Here is a 24,620-nt window from a genome sequence, read left to right as displayed (position 1 = left end):
GGGGGGAGGCAGCCTCAGCGGGAACTCCGTCTGACGACGCTTAAGCGACTGCAGCCTGCTCTTGAAAGCTGAAGGTCTCGCGCGCGTCGGCGACATGTCCTTCGATTGCCGCTGCCGCCACCATCACTGGCGACATCAAAATCGTCCGACCTACCGGCGAGCCCTGACGGCCTTTAAAGTTTCGGTTGCTGGAAGAAGCGCAGAGCTGGTCCCCGACCAACTTGTCGGGGTTCATTGCAAGGCACATCGAGCACCCGGCTTCCCGCCACTCGAATCCAGCCTCTTCGAAGATCTTATCGATTCCTTCCTGCTTACAGAGAACTGCCGTGATCTGCGAACCAGGGACTGCGATCGCCTTGACCCCGGCAGCGACCTTGCGGCCCTTAAGATACTTGGCCGCCTCGCGAAAATCAGAAAGGCGCCCGTTGGTGCAGGAACCCATGAAGGCGACATCAATCTTGGTGCCTTTGATGGGAGAACCTGGCTCGAGCTTCATGTAATCGAGCGCTTCCGCAGTCTCGCCATTGCGATCCGGAACATTCTCAGACACGAAAAGAGCGTGGTCGGGCGAAATCCCCCATGTCACCGTTGGCGCGATGTCGGCAGCATCGATTACAACGAGGTCGTCATACTCGGCATCGGGGTCGGAAGCGAAGGACTTCCAGCGGGCCACAGCCTCGTCCCATTGGTCCTCACTCGGTGCGTAGGGCTTGCCTTTGAGGAACTCGAAGGTTTTTTCATCCGGATTCACATAGCCACAGCGAGCTCCCCCTTCGATCGCCATGTTGCAGACCGTCATGCGCTCCTCCATCGTGAAGTTGTCGAAAGTCGAACCAGCGTATTCGTAGGCATACCCAATCCCACCCTTGGCTCCGAGAAGCTTGATGATGTGAAGAGTGACGTCCTTGGCGTAAACCCCCGGAGGCAACTCCCCATTGACCTCAATGCGCCGCACCTTGAGGGATTCCATGGCCAAAGTCTGGGTCGCGAGCACGTCACGCACCTGAGTGGTTCCGATTCCAAAAGCAATCGCGCCGAAGGCACCATGAGTTGCAGTGTGAGAGTCTCCGCAGGCAATGGTCGTTCCCGGTTGGGTGATTCCCTGTTCGGGTCCCACCACGTGCACGATGCCCTGTTTGCCGGACTTGAGGTCGAAGTAAGTCACGCCAAAATCATCGCAGTTGGAGCGAATGGCGTTGATCATGTCAGCGGCCAACGGGTCGGCGGGCTGGTCCTGATTCTCGGTCGGGACGATGTGATCGATGGTTGCGAAGGTCCGCTGAGGATATTTCACCTTCAGATTGAGGTCACGGAGCATTCCAAAGGCTTGCGGAGAGGTCACCTCGTGAATGAGGTGGGTGCCAATGAACAACTGAGTCCGTCCGTCACCCAACTTGCCCACGGTGTGAGCATCCCAAACTTTTTGATACAAGGTTTTCGCCATCTTCTTCGAACCGCTTCACGCGGGGGCGGGACTGTGTACGACTGGGACGGAATATTCAAGTTCTCCCTCGCGGGAAGTCGGTTTTCCTTACTGTAATGGGCCGGAGACTATTCTTTGGGACAAATTCCGCTTCGATTTGACAGCAGAGATTCAGGCAGACAGGATAGCTTACCATGATTGCTCGTTCGCTTTTCATTCTTCTGGCTAGCTCCTCCCTCTCGTTCGGTGCCCTGTCGGCAGTTTACGTCTTCGGCGACAGCCTCTCCGATGTTGGCAATGCGCGCTTCATCTCCGAAGCCGTGCCCATCATCCCTGAGCAACCGGCCCGCTACTCCAATGGGCCAGTCTGGAACGAGCGCCTGGGCGTGCCGATGATTCCCTCCTTGGAAGGCGGCACCAACTACGCCGTCGGTGGAGCGCAGACTGATCGCGGACTGATTCCTCTCACCGGTCTTCCCAACCAGCTTTCCCAATTCGAGGTGAATCTCGCAGGGGCCGCCGCCGACCCGGACGCGCTCTACGTTCTCTTCTTCGGCGGGAATGACATCGCCCGGATCTCAACCGAGGCCCCCGCCAGCGCGCTCCCCTCCATCCTCGGAGGAGTGAACAATCTGGTCCAAGCCGTGAATACCTTGCAGGGTCTGGGTGCGGAACGGATTCTGGTGGCCAATGCTCCTGACGTGAGCCTCACCCCCCTCATTATCAATAACTTTGCAGGCAATGCGGCCGCGCTCAACGCCGTCTCGAGTTTGACGGACATTTGGAACACCGGCTTGGCTACCGCGCTCAGCAACTTGAATGACCCCAACGTCCAACTGCTGGATATCAACACCCCGTTCCTGGATCGCTTCAACAATCCGAGCGGCTACGGACTCACCAACCTCACGGATCCCGCGGAGTCTGTCCCGGGAGCGGACCCGGATGAATACTTTTTCTGGGATGAATTTCACCCCACCGAATCCGCGCATCAGGCCATCGCAGATGAGGTCCTGGCCTTGACCGCGGTTCCAGAGCCGAGCTCCGTTCTCCTCATTGCCAGCAGCGGCCTGTTCCTCCTCGTGCGACGTCGCTAGTCGACCAGAATCTCCGCGATATGGACCGCGTGGTCGCCGATTCGCTCGAGAGACCGCGCTACAAACATGAGATGAATGAGCTCCTTGTAGTGCTCCGGGCTATCCTCAATCGCTGAAGTGTAGGTCTTGCGCGCCTTTTTGTAGAGCTTGTCGATCTCGTTATCCTCCTCACTCAGCTCGGACACCGCTTCGGGATTGTTGTCGCTATAAGCCACGATGGATTGGCCCAGAGCTTGGTCAGCCCGCAAATAGAGAGGTTCCAGCAAATTGACCTCCACCACCTCGGCAATGGCCAGGATCTTGGGAGTTCGTTTCGCAATTTTCACCACATGGCTCGCGATTCTGTCCAGATTGGCCGCCACCTTCATGGAGTGAAGGACAAAGCGCAAGTCCGAGGCCACCGGCTGGAAACGGACGATGAGATTCATGGCATCCTCGTCGATGCGAGTCGCCAGCGAAATCATATCATCCTGCACAGAGAGAACCTGCGCCACCTGATCCAATTCCCGCTTCAACAAGGCATTGATGGAAATACTCAAATTGGATCGGCAGAGAACTCCGAGTTCCAGGACGTCTTCCTTTAAGCCGGTGAGGGCTTCGTCGAAGCTAGCTAAAATATGTTTTCCGGGCATGGGCTTAAAAAAAGAATTTATCTAAGGGGGTTAATACACAGGCGAGGCTTTCACTATAACATGGCTTGCCAACCGCGAAACCATTTATCCGAAGCGACCACTGATGTAGTCCTCGGTCTGCTTCTGGCTCGGAGTGCTGAAGAGAGTCTTCGTGGTATCGTATTCAATGAGCTTACCGAGATAGAAGAAGGCCGTGTTGTCCGAGATTCGGGATGCCTGTTGCATACTATGGGTCACGATCACGATGGTATATTTCTCCCGTAATTCCATGATGAGCTCTTCCACTTTGGCCGTGGCGATTGGGTCCAGAGCAGAACAGGGTTCATCCATCAGGATCACGTGAGGTTGCACCGCGATCGCTCGCGCAATACAAAGACGTTGCTGCTGTCCACCAGAGAGACCAAACGCGCTGGAGTTCAGCCTGTCCTTCACCTCGTCCCACAGCGCCGCCCCTTTCAGGCTTCTCTCAACGATGGCATCCAGCTCCTTTTTATCCCGCACGCCTTGGATGCGAGGTCCATAGGAGACGTTTTCGTAAATGGATTTGGGAAAGGGATTATACTTCTGAAAGACCATCCCCACCTGCTTGCGCAATTCAATCACGTCGACCTCGGGAGCATGAATATCCTGCCCCATAATATTGATCGACCCACTGGTAATTCTGGCGCTATCGATGAGGTCGTTCATGCGATTGAAGCAACGCAGGAAGGTTGACTTACCGCAGCCAGACGGTCCGATAAAGGCGGTCACCTGTTTTTCGGGGATATCGAGGGAGATGTGGTCCAGGGTGTTGGTTTTGCCGTTGTCGTAGCTGAAGCTGACGTCATTGCATTCGATCATGGTCTTCCCCTTGATCCGACCGATCACCGGCTCGTCCGGAGTTTCTTTTCCCAAAGTGGCGGTTTCTTGATTCATCTCGATTACCATTTCAATTTTTTACGCATCCGGACCCGCAACCATACTGAAAGGCCGGCGAAGGACATCACAAACAACATAAAGACCAACACCGCGCCATCCTGCATCGGGCGCGTGTATTCCGACTGCGGAATACGCGCCGCGACGGTGTAGATGTGATAAGGCAGGGCTTGCACCGATTGCGAAAGAAAATCAAAGAGCCAGCCCAACCCCGAGCGGTTGATGCCCTCCCAAGGCAGGAGGGAACGCTCTGCGAGAGCTGCGGTGAACATGATGGGCGCGGTTTCACCCGCGACCCGCGTAATCCCCAACACCGAGGCCGTCAGGATCCCCGGCATGGCGTAGGGCAGGACTGCGGTGCGAATGGATTCCCACTTCGTGGCCCCCAGCGCAAGGGAAGCCTCCCGGTACCCTTTCGGAACGGCTCGCAGCGATTCTTCGCATGCGGTGATGATAACCGGCAGTACCATGACCGCGAGAGTGAAACCACCCGCCAACATGCAGGTCCCCCAACCCTCGAAGCTGAGATACCAACGACCGTTCCAGACCGCCTTCGAGCGGCTCGAGTTGGCAAGACGAATCGCTTCCTTCACCGGCTCCCCTTTGACGACGAGAATATCACGTTCGATTTGTTGACGCACGGAGGGCTCGGAAAAGGAGGGCCAGAGAGGGACTCGAATCGCATCCCTTACAGCCACCACATTGGTGACCTTGGGCGCGAGAAATACAAAGAGCATCAGGCCGAAGAGACCAAACACAATGGAAGGCACCCCCGCCAGGTTGAGAATGGCAAGACGCACAATATTAAGGAAGGAGCCCTGCTTGGCATACTCGCAGAGATAGACACTGGCCGCGACCCCCACGAACAAAGCCACTACCATGCAAATAATGACTAACAAAGCGGTCCCTACCAAAGGTCCCAATACCCCGCCTGCGGAATAGGAGTGAGTCTCCTCATGAACATCCTTGAGCGCTTCGGGGTTGAGCTTCTTGATGGTAAAAGCAGTCGAAGATGGCATCTCCAAGGCGGCCTTTTCCCCTAACGCAAAGCTCATGCGGGAATCGATAACCGTAACGGGCTTGGGGTTCTGCAGAGTGACCCCGGGAGCTTCCGCTTGGAACGAGGTGAACTCAGGAGTGTCCATTACGCCGGCCTGCTTCTTTTTGACCTCAATGGTGACTTCGCCATTCTCGTGCTTTTCCAAGAATTTGAATTTCGCTCCCGTGACAACTTCCAAGTCGCGAACCAAGCCTACCTTCAAACGATAATTCCCCTCGGGAACCACGAACGAAGTGCGTGCCCGCTCCACTCCCAGTTCTTGGACGTCCTTGAAATTAGTTTGGGGATTGGAACGCTCAAGCCGGGAAAAGTCTTCCGTGGGGACTTGCAGTGTCTTCCCCGCCCCTACCTTCAAGACGAAGAGAGTTTCCGGACTTTCGGTCAGGAAGCTGGAACCATATTTCATCAGGACGGGCACTCCCCGCACCGCGATGGTGCCAAAGATGATGCCCGCGATGAGGAGGACAAACCAGGTTGAAGACCACAGAACAAGCCGCTGAAAGAACTCAACCTTTCGGAGAGAACTTTTGTGCGCCAAAAAGGGATTGGAGGCGTCCGGGTTCCGGGCGGTATCGGGTTCTTCCGTCATGACTTGTTTCCGTAGCGTTTGAGGACCTGCTGAGCGATCGAGTTGAGAACGAGAGAGATGGTGAAAAGCACCATCCCAACCATAAAGAGCGCCCGCCAATGCAAGGACCCCTGCTCCACCTCACCGGTCTCCTGCGCGATGATTCCTGTCATGGTGTGGGTGGGTTGGGTGAGAATGCCGAGCCCTTCCGAGAATTCGGGCATCGCGATCTTGTTACCAGCCACCAGCAGGACGACCATTGTCTCTCCGATAATGCGGCCAAATCCGAGAAGAACGGCCGCGACAATGCCAGACAAGGCAGTGGGCACAATCACCTTGAGAATGGTCTGCAAGCGGGTGCTCCCCAAGGCCAGCGAGGCGTCGCGATAGGCTTTGGGGACATTGTTCAGTGCGTCTTCCGCCAAGGTGAAAATGGTTGGGATGGACATGAAGGCCAGGAGCAACCCGGCGTTGAGCGCGTTGAGACGCTCCTGCATGGGAAAACCGGGAATCCACGAGAGAACCTCCCACTGGCTGACGTCTCGCAAAAAGTCCCCTAGCACCACTATACCGAAGAAGCCCAACACAATGGAGGGAATCGCCTGAATGAACTCGATGGTCGGCTTAATCAGATTCTGCTCGCGAGGTCCGGCGATTTGGTTGACGTAAATCGCAGACGCCACTGAGAACGGAACCGCGATGAAAATGGCAATGAGGGCAATCATGCAAGAACCCGAAAACAATGGCATGAGGCCGTAGACATCGTTCCAGCTCGAATTAGTCACCCACTCGGTCCCGAGGAAAAAGGTCGTGACGGAGTGCCACATGCCAATCTTGTCCTGATGCGACCAAGCAGCCGCTTGCTTCCCGAGATGAGCAAATTGCTTCTCAAACTTTTCCGCCACCTTGGGCAGGTCATCCAGAATCTCGTTCGACTGCTTGGAGGCAACCTTTTGCGGGATGCTTTTCAAAAGGCTCTCCGTCTCCGCAAACAACTGCTTGCGGATCGCCTGATGCTCGTCACGCTTGGCATAGACCGCCTCGGTCATGGCCTCTGGGTTGGGAGCAGATAGATCCACGGCCGCCGCTCGCGCCAACATCTCAGCCTTTTTGGTCGGGTCATCGGTGAGACGTGCTCCATCTTCCAACGCCTTCTTTCGGCGAGGAGCGGTTTGGGCCTTCTCGACCGCACTCCGGTTCTCAGCAGTAATCGTGCGCAACTCGCTCCAAAGATTCTCCAATGGACTCTGCGCTGCTACCAGGCTCTCCACCGCTTCACCAAATTCACCATACTTGGCGGCGGCTGCAGCTTGCTTGGCCGAAATACTCGCTTCCAGCTCAGTCAACCAAGGCGACTCCTCGCCTGAAAGAGTGCGCACCACACTGCGCTTCACTTTGGCAAAATCTTCCGCAGAAGGCTTCACCTCACTGCGCTCCAAATTGTCGAGAAAGACGCCCTCCCCTGCCTTTTGAAGAGCCTCATTATAAGCCGACCTCTTCGCTGCGACATCAGCGAGCGCAACCTCGAGGGCTTCTCCTCCCACGAATTCCAAGACTCCGGCTTTCTCTTCCGCAGCCTTCAATGCGCGACCTTCATCCTCCGCAGCGGAACGAATGATACCCTTGAGTTCCTGGGCCACTTCCAAGAGCGCGAGCTCATCGCCCGCAGCTTCCCTAATCTGTAAATTATAAGCCTGGGTGACCTGAGAGGTGATTTTACGATGCGCCTTCAGTTCGGCATCCATGTAGCCCACATACTCCTGCCCAGTCTCCCGATAGGCGCGAAGCTCCTCCAAGTGGCGGGGAAAAAAGAAAAAGGCCTCTTTGGCCAAGAAGGCCGAAATCAGGACGAGAACGACAATGGCAACCATGGCATTGCCGCCGAAAAAATAGCGAATCAAATCCTGCAGGCCCTTGCCCAGGATATTGAATCCCCCCTTTTTGCGGAAGGCCTTGGCCTCACCATTCACGGTGGTTTTTGACATCGGAGTCTTGAGGTAGTCTGCAGGAAAGCGGGTTGTAAAGAACGGACTGTCAAACAGTGCCCGGCGGCCTCTGAACTGCGTTCAAAAAACTGCCGTATCGATAGGAAAAAAGGAGGCTGGAACACCTCCTTCTGAGATTCGAAATAAGGCATCGGCGCACAATCGCCGATGCCTATCCGGAAACAATTTCGTTACTTGGCGGAAACAAAGCCCACCTTCTCAATCACCTTCTGAGCAGTCTCGTCAGTCTTTGCCCATGTGAGGAATTTACCAATCTCCCCCTCAGGCTGCCCGACCGTGTAGTAGTAGAGCTTGCGGGAAAGAGGATACTCTGCAGGAGAATCCAACCCTTTGCCTTCTACAGTCACGGGAAGAAGTCCGTCGTTCTTGGCGTAGGCGAGTCCGACATAGCCGATTCCGTTGATGTTCTTACCAACCTCGGAAGCGATGGCTTCGTTGCCTGCCATCTTCTGGGTAGATGAACCGTAGTCCCGCTTGTTCATCGCAAGCTCCTGGAAGCTCTTGTAGGTGCCGGAAGAAGTATTGCGAGTGTAGACCGAAATGGCGCCTTTTTTACCGCCCAATTCGCTCCAGTCGGTGATTTCACCAGTGAAAATCCCCTCGATTTGCTTGGTAGTCAGGTCCTTCACAGAGTTGCCCTCGTTCACCACGACCGCAATCATGTCGATACCGGCCACATGCTCGACCAATTCCTTGCCCTTGGCGGTGAAAGAGTCCTTTTCCCCTTCCTTGGCGTCGCGGGAGCTCATCCCAATGTCAGCCGTTCCCTCAAGAAGAGAGGTGAAAGCCGTAGAGGAGCCTTCTGCTGCAATCTCGAAGTCAGTCGCGTTGCCCATTGCTTTGTAAACAGCAGTCAGCTGGGGAACCATCTTGGCGCCCAGAGTGTCCGAGCCTTTGATGACGATTTTCGCTTGTCCCATTGCCACTCCGCTAAAGAGCAAGCCTGCGGCGATAGTTCCGATTACGGTATTCAGTTTCATAGTGTTACTTCTGTTATCCAAACCACTGCCCCTTGTGGAACAGCCGGCTCGAATGCGGCGCTACAATGACCAGCAACGTGCCCATGTCCCCCCCTTTAAAGTGACAAATTTGTAACACAGTTTGGTTGAGGAAAATCGAAATCGTCTGTAATAAGCCCTTCCGGTGACAATTCCGTCACATTCAGAAAAGGTTCATTTTCTGAACCTTACTACCAACAAATAGCCATACTCATGCAAAAACCCATCCCATCTTTGGCGGCCGCGATTGTAACATTCGGCCTCAATCCGTTTGTGACGGCCGGAGAATTCGCTCCCTATTCCGAGCCCCTCGTGGCGGATGCCAGCGAATCCGCTCCAAGCTTCTGTGACGCTTTCTCCAGTATCGGAAAGCTCTATAAAAACCCGGAGAATCCCCTCATCCAGGAATTGACCGTTTTTGGCCGCTTCCAGTATCAAGGAGCTTGGGTAGATGGCAGTGATGTCAACGGAGATGACTTCGAAGACTCCTACGACGAGTTCCGCCGTGTGCGAATCGGAGCCAAGGGAAAGTTTCTGCAGTATTTTGACTTCAAGGCGAACATCAACATCGTCTCCGACGGACGACCTAGCAGTGGAGAGCTGGACTGGGATTACCAGAGCTTCGACGAGGCACTCATCGGCTTTGATATCAAGAAAGCTTTCGGTGTCGACCAACTCGACAAGCTCCACGTGAGCTACGGCCGGCACAAATTCGCAATCTCACACGAGGCGGTGGAATCCTCCAAAAAAATTCTAACTGTGGAGCGTTCAGCCATTTCTAACAAGGTCTATGGTTCCGACCGCCCCACCGGAGTGAAACTGAAGGCGGAAAAAGGACAGTGGAGCGCTCTGTTGGGTGCCTACTCCACCGAGGTCGAAGATGAGTTTGTAGCCGGATGGGGTGAGTCTGTCGCCTATCAGGCCAGCATCGGCTATCAGGTGTCCGATGAGCTGCAGGTGCTCGCTGACTTTGTCTACAACGATGGCGATGTCGGCTCGGCTTCCACCTGGCAATACAAGTGGGCCACCTCCCTGAGTGCGGTTTATGAGTCCGGTCGCTTCGGCTTGGTCACAGACCTCATCTACGGTGACAATGGAACCGCTGGAATGGGACAAACGAATCCGGATCGTCAGGATGAGTTCTGGGGTGTCGTAGTCATCCCCCATTATTGGTTGGTCGAAGACCGTCTGCAGGCGGTTGCCCGTTACCAATACCAGGGATCCGATGCCTCCGAAGGCATTAGACTCAACAGCCGCTATCTTCGTCGCACCGACGATACCGGAGCCGATATCAACGGCGGCCGCGGCGACTCCCATCATAGCATCTATCTCGGCCTGAACTACTATCTCTGCGACCACAATGCGAAGCTGATGGCCGGTGTCGAGTACGATGAACTCAGTACCCCAACTGGCGACGTTGACGCTCTAACTTGGTGGTTGGCCTTCCGCACCTATTTCTAGGTTCGACGCCACCGAATTCGCTTCACCTTCACCAAGAGCCTCCGGAAATTCCGGGGGCTTTTTTTGTAGAAACAAAACCGCTTATTTGCGGCTTCTTTTTTCTTTAGAGACTGAATGAAGGCTGTTAGTTACTCGGCCGCATATGAAACGACAATGCCGACAACGAGAAACAATTTTGGGATGTGGGTCCACATCCAGAGTCAAGCCGATGACCAGCCGTCTGACCGGAGGAATACTCCTAGCGTCGACGGCTTTTTTGTGGGCTGGTGACGCCACCTACGAAGAAGCCCCCGTGGTCAGCCCTGCTCCCGTCGAAACCTCTTCCGGCAGCTTTTGCGATGCCTATAAGAATATCGGCAAACTCTATTCCGACGACACCAACCCCATCATCCAGAGCTTCTCGGTCTTCGGCCGTGTTCACTACCAGTATGGTTACACCGACGGGGTCGACGCCAATGGAGATAACTTCAACTACGACACCGACGAAATCCGTCGCTTCCGAGTTGGCGCCAAGATGGGCTTGCTCAATTACTTCGAACTGAAGGGTCAGGCCGAAATCTTCAATGACCAGGAACCCGTAGGCGGTGACCGCAACTTCGAGTTCAAGCACATGTGGGACCTCACTCTCACCTTCGATGCCAAGGACGCCTTCGGCATCGAAGCAGTTGATGGCCTCAAGTTTGGTTACGGCAAGCGCGAAACCCACACCTCCGCAGAGTGGGACATCTCTTCCAATAGCATCAAGACCGTGGAGCGTTCGGCAATCTCTAACAAGGTCTGGCCTTCCGCTACCGAATTCGACAACGCCACCGGTGGTTGGGTCGACATCAAGTCCGGCAACTTCCGCACCGAGCTTGGAGTTTTTTCCACCACCCAAGACGACTACCTCGCAGGCTGGGACGATGGAATCATGTATTGGGCCAACGCTTGGTACGACATCAGCAGCGTGACCGGAGCGGACATCTCGAAGCTCTACTTCGCAGGTTTCTATCAGGATATCGAAGCCGGTGACGAAGTTCTTGGCGGTGGCATGGAATGGTCCACTTCCCTGTCCCTCACCTATGGTCGCGGACCTTGGCAGTTCATCCTCGAGGGGATCTATGCCGACAATGGCGACCAAGCTGCCGACCGCGATGGCAACGTCTGGGGCGTGGTCTTTCTGCCCAGCATGTTCCTCATCGAGGACAAGCTCGAAGCAGTGGCCCGTTACCAGTATCAAGGTTCATCAGAAGACGAAGGCATCCGCCTGAACAGTCGCTACGCACGCCGCGCCGAAAGCGTGGGTGACGCGGATCTGGATGGAGCACGTGGCGATGCCCACCACTCCTTCTACGCCGGACTCAACTACTACTTCTGCCCCAGCACGAAAGTGATGGCGGGCATCGAGTATGATGACATCGAGTCCAATGGCGACCATGTCTACGAGGGCTGGACGACCTTCCTCGGCTTCCGCACCTATTTCTAGGCCTGTCTCAATCCCCCCTAAAACAGGAAAAAGCCGCCAGTCACCTGGCGGCTTTTTTAAGCCTTATGAACATGAAAACTTACTTCGTGCCGTAGCTCTCCCCCACGTTGGCAAGAAGGAGATTGAGATTGTGCCGGAGAGCGGCAGAGACATCGGACTCGCTCAACTTGGAGCCCTTGAAGCGTCCCCAGAGATCGCCCTTGCTTTTCTCCTCTTTCCCTTCGGCCTTGGCGAATTCGGCATCGAGCTTACTGAAAAGGTTCAGCACCATCTTCATGTGCGTGGTCCGCCAGTCCATAGAACCGACCTCGGCCTCGGTGACCACTTTCTCCTCTTCCCGCAGGACCTGACCGGTGTCGTATTTTTTGCCGTTCATGGTCAGCCGGATTTGCGAAGCGCCGACGTAACCGCTGGGAGTAAAGGTGAGCTCGATATACCCAATCGCGTCCGCGCGAACGGCCGAGATGTGCTCCACCCGCATGGAGACGAAGATTCCTCCGTCCAGATTCTGGGTCACAGTGGGCACGTGGGTACGGTAGGTCTGGCTATCAATGGTGTAGGTGGCGGTCCGATTCTTTTGCCAACCATTGAGGTTGTGGCCCAAGCCCTCGACATCGATACCGAGACCAAAGGCAGAACTCAGACCAGCGAGGCCCAAGGCGAGAGTGATTGCTACTAGTTTCATCGTAATTGAATGTGTTTGTTAGATTTTTTGATTCTTAGAATGCGACCCGACCACCCGTATGCCAAAGCAGACTGGAGGTGTCGCCGTTGGTTTCGTCCTTGAGCAACTTCAGCTCCAGTCCGGTGGAAAGCATCAAGTAGTCCTCCACAAAGTGCCAATCGAGTCCGGCGTAAAAGGAGTGATACTCATCCCCCGAGAGAACGGTCGAGTATCCCAGCAAGGGTTGCGTGCTATCCCCCAAAGCCCCGGGCACCCCGTAACCAACCGAGAGCCCTCCGGCATCATCGGTGTCGGCATAGTTATAGCGCCCAACGAATCGCAACGCGTCTTCCAAGATCCAGTAGCGGCCTGTTAGAGTCATCCCCCATGCGGTGTCGACGTCTCCGTTGGCCACAATGAAGTCTCCCCCGAAGTCAAAGTTCCCGCTGCTCACCTCAATCCCGGTGGACAGCAAATGCTTGTAACCATTGGGCACGCTGCCGTTCACATCCTCGGAAGTATTGTAAAGGTAGTCCAAGTGCCAGCGTTGATGCCCCGGAGGGGTCACCGCATCTTCATCGCTGCTATCCACCACCTTTTCCCCGTCGAAAGTGTAACTCAAGTTCGCGAGAACAAAGCCCCCTCCCAACTCGGGGATGTTCTGATCCTGCTTGCCACTGAACCAACCCAACCCCATCTCCCAGGGACCATTCTCGGCACTCACGCGCACCCCAACAGTATTAGCGGGCGCAACCTGTGCCACGATGGGCGAAAGACCCGGCGCAATGCGCACATTGGGATCCTGCCGGTATTCCTGACTGAAGGGAGGGCGAAACTTTCCGGCCTCGACCTTCAGCGCTTCGTTCACTTGCACGGTGGCCTTCAAGGTATCGATGCCCTGATAGCCATCGCCATCCCCCACCACGCGACCTTCCAAGTCCGTGTTGTAAAAGGCACGCATCATACCGCCCAGCCGCACTCGCTTCAGCTGATTGTCGTCAATCTTCTGGGAAGAACCTGCCTTGGGATCGATGTCCCCATTGGCCAGCCCCCATTCTGCCAAGCCGTCGATGGCCACCCGCTGCACCACTGGATTGGTCTCGTTCTCGTAGACCATTCCCAAAGGAGCGAGCCGGTTCTTCCAGCGGGATGAGTAGTCCCGGTCATCCACCAAAGTCTTCTTCTGCTCCTCCTCAGCGTCCGCACCCTCCTCGCCGGCATCCTCTTTCTGTAAAAGCTCGGTCACCGTGACTTCGTCCTCGGTGATCTTGCCTTCCAAGAGGTCCAAGGCCTCGTTGCCCCGCCCTTGCGAGACGAACAACCCAATGAATCCAACCGCCAACCAAGGGCTCCCCTTCAAACTATTTTTCATCTTTCTCGTCTTTCTCCTTGGCGGCATCTGCTTCCCGCTTTTTCTCCTGTTCTTCCAATAGAGCCGCCCGTTCAGCTTCTTCCCGAGCCAGAGTCTCCCTTTGTCTATCTGCAAAAATGCTGACCTGCTTGGAGAAGCGCGAAAGACCATCGGTGGGCTTCAGCGCCAGTGCCTTTTCAATGAAGGGCATCGCTTCAATGAACTCCCGCTGACGAACCAGCATCTGACCAAAGCTGCGATTCGCAAGATATTGCACCTGCTCATCTTCACTCTTCATCGCCAGCGTGAACTGCGCGCGCGCCATTCCACGCAAGCGTGCGGCTTCTTCCTCGTCATCCACCGCATCCGACAACTGCTCGTGATAGATTCCGTTCTCCACCAAGGCCACCCCGTTCATGGGCTCCAGAGTGAGAACCTTTTTCACCAACTCCCCAACCTTGAGAATATCGTTGGATTCCTTGGCTATCTTGATCTCAATGAGATAGAATTCGATCTGCTGCGACCGGCTCAGATTGCCGCCCTTCTTCTCCCGCAAATACGCGATATACTTGGCAGACTCGCGGGGAGCTCCATAGTCGGCAAGAATACGAGCGGTGGTCAGACTGCGCTCAACATTCAAGGATTCTCCCTCGTTCAGCGCCGCAAGATAGGCCCCCAGAGCGAGCACCGGCTTCTTCTGATCAGCATAAATATCGCCCAGGGTATTGAGTGTCGCCTCATCCGCCAATCCCTTCAGTCGCAGGACCTCGAAGTTCTCGGCGGCACGCAAGGGCTGCTCCATATTCAGGAAGCAATTGGCCTGCATTTTCCAAAAATCAGTTGCCTCCGGCGTGACCGAGAGAAGGTCACCCAGCATCGCGGCCGCTTCCGGCCACTTCTCCTGTTGATAGAGCGAGAGCGTCAATCCCGAGCGCCACTGGGATTCATCGGGATTCAACAGGTAAGCCTGGCGATAAGCGGCTTCGGCTGCCAGCGGCTTGTTCTCCTGGGTATAGGCATAACCCAACAGACCATAGACCAGCTGGTCCGCCTCCCCGAGTTGAATCGCCTTCTTCAAATGCGGCAAAGCATCGGAAACCCGATCCTGACTCGCGTAAAGCAAAGCCAGATACTTGTGCGCTCTCCGAAAATCGGGATGCCCTTTAATCGCCAGCTTATAGGCGCGCTCCGCATCCGAGGTGCGGTCGTTCATGTAGTAAAGCTGGGCCAGTTGAAAAATAAGAGCCGGGCTCACTTCTTTGGGTTCAACGCCTTCCTCGATGGGATTCTTACGCAGCTTGATAAAGTTCACAATCTCCGCCTCAGCCTCCCGAAAACGGGCATCGGAAAACAAGTCCGCCAAGTCCGCTAGCAGCTCGCTCTCCTCGCGATCCACCTTGGGCTCCACCGGAGACAAGAAGCCATAAGCGCCGACAAAGCCTTTGATAAACTCGGGGCTTCGAAATTGTTCCTTGGGGACCTTCAACGGGTCTGCCGCGAGGTTGCTCAGTAAAATTGCTCCTAGAAGTAGTGTTCTCATTATGTCTTCACCCGAAATGTAAATGGAATCTTGGCAGTCATGACCGCCTTGCGCCCGCCCTTGATGCCGGGCTTGAATTTCCAACGCTTGGCGGCAGTAAGGGCCGCTTGGTCCATGGACTGGAACCCAGAGCTTTCTTTCACGCTCGCGTTGGTAACCGATCCCCGCTCGTCAACAGTGACCAGCACGATCACCTTGCCACCCTGTTTCTTCTTCAACAGGTCCTTGGGATAGCGTGGCGGTGGCTTGCTGGTGGGACGCGGGGGCGTGTCGAGGTCGTTTCCACCAAGCGCATTGGGGTCATTGGCAACCTCAAAGTTGGGCTTGAGGTCCAACATCATTTTGCCGCCCACTCCCGCGCCGATGTCGAAAGGAATGTCCGCGATATCGAGTGGTTCGGTGTCCAGAGTCAATTCCGGCTCGGGCTCGGGCTCGTCTTCTGGTGGCGGAGGCTCCTCTTCCACTTCGAATTCGTCGGGCGCCTCTTCAATCTGAGCCACTTCCAAGGCGGTGGTCTTGGTCTGCTTCTCGCCCTCCAACTTTTGCATCAGCGGAATCACGTAAAAGACCAGAAATGTGAACACCAAGCCACCCACCACAGCCGCCGCGATATTGAGCGGGCGATTGCCCCGGGGTGGTCGATAGACGTGTCGTGATGCAAGGCGGCTCATTGTTGCTATCCCTGCGTAAAGGTTACGATCTCTCCCCCCGCCTGCCGGACCTCGTCATAGACCCGGGTGCGCACCCCATGCTGGGCCAGCGGATGAGCCTGAATGATCACAGGGGTTTCCTCATCTTGCGAAACGGCGTTGCGAACAATCGTTCCCACCGTATCCATCGCGATGCGCTTGCCATCATGAGCAAGGGCGTTGTCCTGCCCGAGGGTAAAGACCACCGTATTGTTCTCCTGCACCGAAGACACCGCCGAGGAATCCTCGGGCAAGGGCAAAGGCACCCCGTCTTCTTCCACGAACACGGCGGTCACGATAAAGAAAATCAAAAGAATGAAGACGCAGTCGATCATGGGCGACAGATCCGGTTCCGGATCGCCCTCATCATCTCCCCTGCCCAATCTGCCGCGTCCAAACATTAGCTCTCGGTCGAAGTTGTGATTCGGTGTTTGGCCACCCCGGCTTCCAGGCACTCTTTGCCCACATCATCCACCAGCCCGGCGTGGGCGGTGCTATCTCCTTTGATGATGACATGCGCTTCGTCAGGGTCGGACTTTTCCAACAGCAAAGGCGTCACCACCTGCTGCACCCCGGCGAGGCCAATGCTCTTGCCATCATAGAAAACCTTATTGTCGGAGGTCACCGCGAAGATGATGCTGTTCTTCTCCAACTGCTCCCCACTCAGCGCCGCCGGATCGGTCACCGAGACCTTGGGCTCCTTTACGAACACTGTGGTCACGATAAAAAAGATCAGCAGAATAAAGACGCAGTCGATCATGGGTGAGAGGTCCGGCTTGGCCTCCTCATCCCCTCCTGCCAGTGATGGTCCGTCGCTGAGCATTAGATTGACTTGAACTTGGTGGTTACAATAGCGGCTTGCAGCTGGCTCAAGACCGTCGCCAACTGATTGCGGCGTTCTCTCACAACGAGCGCGAAAAACATCCCTGGGAGAGCAATTACCAATCCGGTCAGAGTGGTGAAGAGCGCTTCCTTCATCCCCGCCGAAATCATCTCCATGCTCTGCTTACCACCCCCTGCACCCAAACCATCAAACATGGAAAGCATTCCCAAGACCGTTCCCAGCAACCCCGTCATGGGAGCAGCGGCAATCAGGGTGGTGATGATGATGAGACGTTGGTCAATGGAGCGAATCAGCACGTCAAAAACCTCGTCAAAGCGACGCTGCACCCGCTTCACGGAAAGGCGGGGACCATGAACCGCATAGCGAATGATCTCCCCCAGACGGCCCTCGGCCTCTTCAGGATGCTCAATCCAGCGTTCCCACTCTTCGCGACGCCGGGTGGTCAGATTTCCCTTCGCCACGTAGATCACCGCAGCCACGGATGTGATGTAGAGGATCAGGGCCACACTCGCGAGCGCGACCATCACCAGTCCTCCTTCACGAAAGATATCAACGACCTCTTGGAAATTCTCACCCATACTCGTTTAAGCGGCTAGCTCCTTCTCCTCGAACTCTTCCCCATCATCAGAATCATCGCCACCGGAGGGCTTCGGCGTGGTTCCCTCCGCCAGTTCCGTCGTGCCATTGAGCACGGCCAAAGCCACTCCCTGCGCAGTGTCAAAGCGCGCCCGCGCCAAGCTCTTCAGCATCCCGTGAACAATGATAATGGGAATCGCCACGACCAGACCTTGGGCCGTGGTCACCAGCGCGGCGCCAATCCCTTTCGAGAAGTTCTGGGCGTTGCCCGTGCCATAAATCGCCATGGCGTCGAAGGTCTTCATAATTCCCAGAACCGTTCCTAACAGACCCATCATCGGCGCGGCGGCCGCAACCAGAGCGAGGAAGGGCAAGAAGCGCTCCAAGCGAGGCTGAATCGCGCTCAGCTTCTCTAACAAAGCATCCTCCAGCACCCGACGCTTTCCATAAAAGTTTTCCACTCCAGCAGCCACCATCGTTCCCGACAGCCCCTTGATGCCTTTCGCCTGAGAGAGCGCCTTTTCCTGATCGCGGTCGAGCAAGGAGTCCACAATCTCATTCACCTTCTTGCGGCTCGGAATGGTGAAGTTGGTGATCTCAATAAACTTGAACAGCGCAATCAAGAGAGCCACCGCACCCAGGCCCAGAATCGCGTAACCCACCACTCCCCCGTCCTTGATACGGTCGCCCAAGGTAGGCGTCTCGTTCTTGGCCTTCAGCGCCTTTCCGCTGGTCGAGTCAATTGGCAGCGTGGCAGAGCCAGTTGTAACCAGCGCCTTCATGCTTTCGGCCTCGGGTCCTTCGAAAAGCGAAATCTGGGGAAACCCGTTGCTCGCCAGTCCAGTCAAGCCGGCTTGGTCTTTGCCCTTGGCAGCAAAGTATCCCACCGGCCCCATCACCGCAAAATCGCCGTTCACAAAATCTGAACCCACCAGCCCACGGCCCTCGAACCGCTGCCCGCCCGCAATCGCTTGCAAACGCTGTGCACCTAAAGTCAACGCTGCCAAACGGGCTTCCATCTCTTTGGCCAGATCCTGTTCATTCGCGGCATCGTCGCGCAGCTTTTCCACTCGGTCCTGATAGAGCTGGACCTCGGCAGGCTGCACTCGATTGAGAAAGCCCTTGGCGTAACCGTCCAGCACGTTGGTGGTGTAGTCAAACTCGCCCCGGCGATTGGCCAACTCGTTATCGAGCTTTTTCTCTTTGCCCGCTACCAACTGCTCTTGAGCCTCCGCCTCCTTCAACTTCTTCTCCCGCAAGCGAAGCTCTTCCTCCAGGGTCTGCACCTGCACCACCAACGGGCTCTCCTCTTGAGCAATGGCTTGCTGCATTTGAAGAAACTCCTGCTGGGCAGACTTGAGGTTATTCTGAGCCTTTACCAGAGCCTCTCCCGAAGAAATCTCTGCGGATACCCCTGCCGGGACTCCGGCAAGAAGAGCGAAAAATATAGAAAGTCGTTTCATTTTAAAGTTGGCCCAACAACAAGTCGAAGAACCTAATTAGAAAGTTAATCAATCGAAAGCGGCAGGCTCACCATCTGGGATTCACCGGATCCATCAGCGGCCTTGTAAAGAGTGAGCACATCCTTCGCGACCTCCTCACCGGACATGGGAGTAAAGGACCATCCGGCCTCCGAACTCTTGCCCTCCAGAGCAACCGTGCCTCCCTCATCCACCGCGTAGGCGACCGAGAGACCGAAGTAGAGAACATTCATCTGCTTGTCGACCTCGCCAACCTTCAAGGGGTGAGTGACAGCCCAGAGCTTGCCGTGAAAACGCTCGGCCTCCGTGAGAATTTGCACCAGCGGCTGAATCCGACCGTTCAGGCTCAGCTTCTCCTTTTCATCCGGCTCGGCCTGACGATGCTTTTCCAAAGACTCAATCGCCGCCTTCAGCTTGCTTGAGCCATCCTCCCCGCCCACGTAAAAGTCGGGAAAAAGAGGAACTACCTTGGCCACCTCGGACTCCACTGGAGCGAGCCCCTTGCGTAAAACCTCCCGCGCCTCGTTGAACTTCTCCTGCTGCTCCAACTTCTCCTTGGAGGCTTCGTCAGCGGTCGCCAAGCGCGCCTTCACGGTCGCGATGTCGGCGTCGGACTGCTCTAACATCCCCTTTAAACCCACAATGGAATCTTCCAGAACCGACTTTTCCAGTGCCCATCGATTCTCGAGCTCCTGCGACTTGTCCACCGCCTGCATCCATTGCTCGATAGTCGCGCGCAACTCAACATGCTGCTCCGCAACCGATTGCGCCTCGGCAAGAGGAGCGATGGAAAGCAGCAAAGAGGCCAGCGCGGCACCAGAACGTGTGACAGAAAACATCAGACGAGGAGATAGTGAGCCCCCCCGTCAGGGACAAACTCTCGCATGTGACGATTTGGTCACACAACGTCACACTCCGGAAAAGAAAAGAGCCACCCCCCGACCAAAGGGAGTGGCTCTGTTGGATTACCTGCGGAACAGATAAGAATTATATTTTCGACTTAAGAACCGGAAACCATCTCCTCGATTCGCACGAACTTCTTCACCTCACCGGCGGACACAGTCGCAGTTCCGTTTCCGGACGCGTCAGTTTCGACTGTTCCCTCAGAAGTTTCGAAGCCCTGAAGGTCGGTGTCGCTAGTCACCGCGTAAGTGGTATTGGCCGCGCCTTTGAAGTTGATGATGAAGTCACCGCCAACCACTTCGCTGCTCACAATCTCCAGGTCATTGTCGACAGTCTGCAAGGTGAAGTAGTTGTTGGCATCCATCCAAGTCCAACCCAAAGCCCAGTTTTCGGAACCAAACGCTCCCCGGTAGTCGGTCACCACAGGAGCTCCTGCGATAACTGGTTCCACGGAGGAGGAACGTGGGTCGATGGCAACGAGGTAGCTACCACCGTCGCGAACATAGAACCCAAACTGCGGGTCAGTTTCAGCCTCGGTGTTGTTATCCAAGACATTACCAAGGAAGTCCAAGTAGTAGTCGCTTGGCGCCGCTTCCAGCAAGTCGCTGCTCGCGCTGCTGTAGCGCCCCAATTCACCCACAGTGTTGTGGGAGAAGACCGCGGCATTCGCTCCATCACTCGCGAAGGAGCTTACGAAGTTCACCGAATCATGGAGGATACTGTTGTAGAGTGCACCATTGAAGCTGTCGTCCAGATAAAGGGCGTTGTCTTTACCAACATTGCTGTTTGTGAAGGCATCCGCACCGGGGCCAACCAAAGTGGCGTTGTAAATCTGCGGAGCAGAAGCCAACACGTCATTGGCAGGGACTGTGCCCGAGCCGTTCACGTTTTTAACCACTCCGTCGATTCCGTCCCATTCGCCGAGGTTGTCTCCGGCGTTGGGGTTCTGAATCGCGAACCAGAATTGGTGGGTTCCGCTGTGACCCTGGTCGATGTCGAAGGAGTCATCATTGGCGAAGGCCACCACGATGTTGTTGGTGTTCACAGTTCCTCCGAAGAACTCGACGCCGTCATCATTGTTGGCAACGACTTCAACGTATTCGATGGTGGTGCCATTTCCAACGCCACCCAAGGTCAGACCGTTGATTTCGTTGTCAGGACCGAAGGAGTAGCCACCGTGACGAATGGAAACATAGCGAAGAACTCCGCTGTCGTCCGCATCATCGCGAGCGAATTGTGCATCGTAACCGTATTCCAGGATATCGGAACCATCGTCGTCGGTATCGGTTGCTCCCGCAGGAGTGAAACCTTCGATGATGTCGTCTCCGATATTTTCGCCGTTCTCATCGGTACGAGCCACGTAGGCATTACCAAGAACAATCACTCCCCCCCACAGGCCGGAAGTGGTTGCAGTAGGAGCAGGTCCCACGAGGGAATCAGCGTCATAGGCTAGGTCCATTTCCTTCTCCGCTTCCAAGGTTTGGAGGGCATCGAAGATAATGGGCTCGGACGCGGTGCCGTTCGCATAAATCTTACCGCCACGGGCGACAATGATGGCTCCCACCGAGTCATCTTCGGTCGCCGAATCACCACTGGTGGTGCCCTTATCGTCGAAGGTGCTGTAGATCTTCGTTCCGGGCTCAATGGTCAAAGTGAGACCATTGGGAACATAGAGGCGGTCGGTGAGAACGAAGACATTCTCCTTACCCCAAGTGGTGTCTCCAGCCAAGGTATCGAGGCCGTAAGTCGCATTGAAGGCAGTCTGAGTTCCGATGACATCGACGATGCCCGCGTTTCCTCCGGTGCTTTGCTCAGTGAAGTAACCCTGCGTATCCATCCAAGTCCAACCCAAGGCCCAGTTCTCGGAACCAAACGCTCCGCGATAATTCGCAGTTTGAGGTGCGCCAGGAGCAACCGAGTAAGCCTCGACACAGTCCATCGCAGGACGGGGGTCGATGGTCTGGAGGTAGCTGCTGCTATCACGAGTGTAATCCGCGAATGGAACGACTGTTTCAGCCTCGGTGTTGTTATCCAAGACGTTGCCAAGGAAGTCGAGGTAGTAGTCGCTTGGTGCTGCTTCCAGCAAGTCGCTGCTCGCGCTGCTGTAGCGTCCCAATTCACCCACGATGTTGTGGGAGAAGACCGCGGCATTCGCTCCATCACTCGCGAAGGAGCTCACGAAGTTCACCGAATCATGAAGGATGCTGTTGTAGAGCGCTCCGTTGAAGCTATCGTCCAGATACAGGGCGTTGTCTTTGCCAACGTTACTGTTCGTGAAAGCGTCCGCACCGGGACCAACCAAAGTGGCATTGTAAATCTGCGGAGCAGAAGCCAAGACGTCATTGGCAGGGACTGTGCCCGAGCCGTTCACGTTTTTAACCACTCCGTCGATTCCATCCCATTCGCCGAGGTTGTCTCCGGCATTGGGGTTCTGAATCGCGAACCAGAATTGGTGGGTTCCGCTGTGACCCTGGTCAATGTCAAAGGAGTCATCATTGGCGAAGGCCACCACGATGTTGTTGGTGTTCACGGTGCCTCCGAAGAACTCGACGCCGTCATCATTGTTGGCAACGACTTCAACGTATTCGATGGTGGTGCCATTTCCAACGCCACCCAAGGTCAGACCGTTGATTTCGTTGTCAGGACCGAAGGAGTATCCGCCGTGGCGAATGGAAACATAACGAAGGATTCCGCTGTCGTCCGCATCATCGCGAGCGAATTGTGCATCGTAACCGTATTCCAGAATATCGGAACCATCGTCGTCGGTATCTGTTGCTCCCGCAGGAGTGAAGCCTTCGATGATGTCGTCTCCGATGTTTTCGCCGTTCTCATCGGTGCGTGCCACGTAGGCATTACCGAGAACAATCACCCCACCCCACAGGCCGGATGTGGTTGCAGTTGGAGCTGGCCCAACGATTGAGTCAGAATCATAAGGAAGGTCCATCCCACACTCCGCCTCCAAAGACTGGAGAGCATCAAAGATGATGGGCTCGGCAGCCGTTCCGTTTGCGATTAGCTGACCGCCACGGGCGACGATAAGCGCGCCCACCGAATCGTCTTCGGTCGCAGAGTCACCACTGGTGGTTCCTTTGTCATCGAAGGTGCTGTAAATCTTGGTGCCGGGCTCAATGGTCAAAGTGAGACCATTGGGAACATAAAGACGGTCAGTCAAAACATAGACGTTTTCCTTACTCCAAGTGGTATCTTCGGCAAGGGTATCCAAACCGTAGGTGGAGTTCAAAGCAGTCTGAGTGCTGATAACATCGACGATGCCCGCGTTTCCGCCCGTGCTTTCCTCAGTGAAGTAGCCCTGCGCATCCATCCAAGTCCAACCCAAGGCCCAGTTCTCGGAACCAAACGCTCCGCGATAATTCGCAGTTTGAGGTGCGCCAGGAGCAACCGAGTATGCCTCGACACAGTCCATCGCAGGACGGGGATCGATGGTCTGGAGATAGCTACTGCCATCACGCGTGTAATCCGCGAAGGGAACGACTGTTTCAGCCTCGGTGTTGTTATCCAAGACGTTGCCAAGGAAGTCGAGGTAGTAGTCGCTTGGCGCCGCTTCGAGCAAGTCGCTGCTCGCGCTGCTGTAGCGTCCCAATTCACCCACGATGTTGTGGGAGAAGACCGCGGCATTCGCTCCGTCACTCGCGAAGGAGCTCACGAAGTTCACCGAATCATGGAGGATGCTGTTGTAGAGCGCTCCGTTGAAGCTATCGTCCAAATACAGGGCGTTGTCTTTGCCCACATTGCTGTTTGTGAAGGCGTCCGCGCCAGGTCCGACAAAAGTGGCGTTGAAAATCTGTGGAGCAGAAGCCAAAACGTCATTGGCAGGGACTGTGCCCGAGCCGTTCACGTTCTTAACCACTCCGTCGATTCCGTCCCATTCACCGAGGTTGTCTCCGGCGTTGGGGTTCTGAATCGCGAACCAGAACTGGTGAGTTCCGCTGTGACCCTGGTCGATATCGAAGGAGTCATCATTGGCAAAGGCCACCACGATGTTGTTGGTGTTCACGGTGCCTCCGAAGAACTCGACGCCATCATCGTTGTTGGCAACGACTTCAACGTATTCGATGGTGGTGCCATTTCCAACGCCACCCAGGGTCAGACCGTTGATTTCGTTGTCAGGACCGAAGGAGTAGCCACCGTGACGAATGGAAACATAACGAAGAACTCCGCTGTCGTCCGCATCATCGCGAGCGAATTGCGCATCGTAACCGTATTCCAGGATATCGGAACCGTCATCGTCGGTATCTGTTGCTCCCGCAGGAGTGAAGCCTTCGATGATGTCGTCTCCGATGTTTTCGCCGTTCTCATCGGTGCGAGCCACGTAGGCGTTACCAAGAATAATCACTCCACCCCACAGGCCGGAGGTGGTTGCGGTCGGGGCCGGTCCCACAATCGAATCAGAGTCGTAGGAAAGGTCGACTCCCCGCTCGGCCTCCAAAGTCTGAAGCGCATCAAAGACAATCGGTTGAGCAGCTGTTCCATTCGCGATCAGTTGACCGCCACGCGCCACGATGAGCGCTCCTACCGAATCATCTTCGGTCGCAGAGTCACCGCTGGTGGTTCCCTTGTCGTCGAAGGTGCTGTAAATCTTGGTTCCAGGCTCAATGGTCAGCGTCAAACCATTGGGAACATAGAGGCGATCCGTCAGAATATAGACGTTATCCGCTGTCCATGTGGTGTTTCCGGCGAGAGTTTCCAAGCCGTATGTTGCGTTAACTGCAGTTTGAGTCGCAATGACGTCAATATCTGCAGCGTTTGCAGTCAGAGCCGTGCCGAGGCAGGCCCCGAGAAACAAACCTCGAGTATGTAGTGGTTTCATGAGTTAGACGTAGGTGAAAATTCGGAAGTAGTCCGAGTTCGTGACCGCCGGGAAACTTCCCTATTCGTCCAAGTGAAACAATGCGGCTAAAGTGACAAAATCGACACTCTTCGCCCGCAAAC

19 protein-coding genes are annotated in these 24,620 nt (G+C 55.5%); 3 read left to right on the top strand and 16 right to left on the bottom strand.

The annotated features are described in order from the left end of the window. Positions 1-40: 40 nt before the first annotated feature. Complete coding sequence (leuC, locus tag IE099_RS17650; protein ID WP_189572979.1) at positions 41-1,444, bottom strand: 3-isopropylmalate dehydratase large subunit; 1,404 nt, start codon at positions 1,442-1,444, stop codon at positions 41-43. A gap of 173 nt (positions 1,445-1,617) precedes the next feature. Between leuC and IE099_RS17645 the strand changes: the two genes are divergently transcribed. Further along, entirely contained in the window at positions 1,618-2,517 is a 900-nt protein-coding gene (locus IE099_RS17645; RefSeq protein WP_189572976.1) for an SGNH/GDSL hydrolase family protein, read from the top strand. Here IE099_RS17645 and phoU read toward each other — a convergent pair. The 5 genes from phoU to IE099_RS17620 form a co-directional block, all read right to left on the bottom strand. Further along, positions 2,514-3,149, bottom strand: a complete 636-nt coding sequence (gene phoU / locus IE099_RS17640) for a phosphate signaling complex protein PhoU (RefSeq protein WP_189572973.1) — start codon at positions 3,147-3,149, stop codon at positions 2,514-2,516. The genes IE099_RS17645 and phoU overlap by 4 nt on opposite strands. An 84-nt stretch (positions 3,150-3,233) precedes the next feature. Next, a complete protein-coding gene (gene pstB / locus IE099_RS17635) occupies positions 3,234-4,064 on the bottom strand; it encodes a phosphate ABC transporter ATP-binding protein PstB (protein WP_189572970.1) in 831 nt (276 codons plus the stop codon). A gap of 5 nt (positions 4,065-4,069) precedes the next feature. Next, a complete protein-coding gene (locus tag IE099_RS17630) occupies positions 4,070-5,713 on the bottom strand; it encodes a PstA family ABC transporter permease (RefSeq protein WP_189572967.1) in 1,644 nt (547 codons plus the stop codon). Continuing rightward, entirely contained in the window at positions 5,710-7,677 is a 1,968-nt protein-coding gene (gene pstC / locus IE099_RS20875; protein ID WP_229809574.1) for a phosphate ABC transporter permease subunit PstC, read from the bottom strand. Before pstC ends, IE099_RS17630 begins: the two co-directional genes overlap by 4 nt. Positions 7,678-7,868: 191 nt before the next feature. Then, on the bottom strand, positions 7,869-8,678 hold the full coding sequence (locus IE099_RS17620; protein ID WP_189572964.1) for a phosphate ABC transporter substrate-binding protein: 810 nt from the start codon (positions 8,676-8,678) through the stop codon (positions 7,869-7,871). A 231-nt stretch (positions 8,679-8,909) separates the two neighbouring features. On the opposite strand from IE099_RS17620, the gene IE099_RS17615 reads away from it, so the two are divergent. After that, on the top strand, positions 8,910-10,157 hold the full coding sequence (locus IE099_RS17615) for a porin (RefSeq protein ID WP_189572961.1): 1,248 nt from the start codon (positions 8,910-8,912) through the stop codon (positions 10,155-10,157). 208 nt (positions 10,158-10,365) lie between these two features. After that, positions 10,366-11,622: a hypothetical protein gene (locus IE099_RS17610; RefSeq protein ID WP_189572958.1), complete on the top strand. Its 1,257-nt coding sequence runs from the start codon at positions 10,366-10,368 to the stop codon at positions 11,620-11,622. A gap of 79 nt (positions 11,623-11,701) precedes the next feature. On the opposite strand, the gene IE099_RS17605 is transcribed toward IE099_RS17610, so the two are convergent. The 10 genes from IE099_RS17605 to IE099_RS17560 form a co-directional block, all read right to left on the bottom strand. Continuing rightward, positions 11,702-12,307, bottom strand: coding sequence for a hypothetical protein (locus tag IE099_RS17605; RefSeq protein ID WP_189572956.1), 606 nt, complete (start codon positions 12,305-12,307; stop codon positions 11,702-11,704). A gap of 34 nt (positions 12,308-12,341) precedes the next feature. Further along, positions 12,342-13,658 carry a porin gene (locus tag IE099_RS17600; RefSeq protein WP_189572953.1) on the bottom strand — a complete coding sequence of 439 codons (1,317 nt, stop codon included), beginning with the start codon at positions 13,656-13,658 and terminating at the stop codon, positions 12,342-12,344. Continuing rightward, positions 13,648-15,177 (bottom strand): tetratricopeptide repeat protein, encoded by a 1,530-nt coding sequence (locus IE099_RS17595; protein WP_189572950.1) that lies wholly within the window; start codon positions 15,175-15,177, stop codon positions 13,648-13,650. The genes IE099_RS17600 and IE099_RS17595 overlap by 11 nt, the downstream gene beginning before the upstream one ends. Then, positions 15,177-15,848 (bottom strand): energy transducer TonB, encoded by a 672-nt coding sequence (locus IE099_RS17590; protein WP_189572947.1) that lies wholly within the window; start codon positions 15,846-15,848, stop codon positions 15,177-15,179. The genes IE099_RS17595 and IE099_RS17590 overlap by 1 nt, the downstream gene beginning before the upstream one ends. 5 nt (positions 15,849-15,853) lie before the next feature. Continuing rightward, positions 15,854-16,267, bottom strand: coding sequence for an ExbD/TolR family protein (locus tag IE099_RS17585; protein WP_268244931.1), 414 nt, complete (start codon positions 16,265-16,267; stop codon positions 15,854-15,856). Continuing rightward, positions 16,267-16,689 carry an ExbD/TolR family protein gene (locus IE099_RS17580; protein WP_189572941.1) on the bottom strand — a complete coding sequence of 141 codons (423 nt, stop codon included), beginning with the start codon at positions 16,687-16,689 and terminating at the stop codon, positions 16,267-16,269. The genes IE099_RS17585 and IE099_RS17580 overlap by 1 nt, the downstream gene beginning before the upstream one ends. Then, a complete protein-coding gene (locus IE099_RS17575; RefSeq protein ID WP_189572938.1) occupies positions 16,689-17,288 on the bottom strand; it encodes a MotA/TolQ/ExbB proton channel family protein in 600 nt (199 codons plus the stop codon). Before IE099_RS17575 ends, IE099_RS17580 begins: the two co-directional genes overlap by 1 nt. A 6-nt stretch (positions 17,289-17,294) precedes the next feature. Further along, positions 17,295-18,749 (bottom strand): MotA/TolQ/ExbB proton channel family protein, encoded by a 1,455-nt coding sequence (locus IE099_RS17570; RefSeq protein ID WP_189572935.1) that lies wholly within the window; start codon positions 18,747-18,749, stop codon positions 17,295-17,297. A 44-nt stretch (positions 18,750-18,793) separates the two neighbouring features. Continuing rightward, complete coding sequence (locus tag IE099_RS17565) at positions 18,794-19,606, bottom strand: DUF3450 family protein (RefSeq protein WP_189572932.1); 813 nt, start codon at positions 19,604-19,606, stop codon at positions 18,794-18,796. Between the two features lie 161 nt (positions 19,607-19,767). After that, positions 19,768-24,498 (bottom strand): hypothetical protein, encoded by a 4,731-nt coding sequence (locus tag IE099_RS17560; protein WP_189572929.1) that lies wholly within the window; start codon positions 24,496-24,498, stop codon positions 19,768-19,770. Positions 24,499-24,620: the final 122 nt, after the last annotated feature.

Source organism: Roseibacillus persicicus, from assembly GCF_014651675.1.
Lineage (GTDB): Bacteria > Verrucomicrobiota > Verrucomicrobiia > Verrucomicrobiales > Akkermansiaceae > Roseibacillus > Roseibacillus persicicus.
This window is presented reverse-complemented; position numbering and strand designations above follow the sequence as displayed.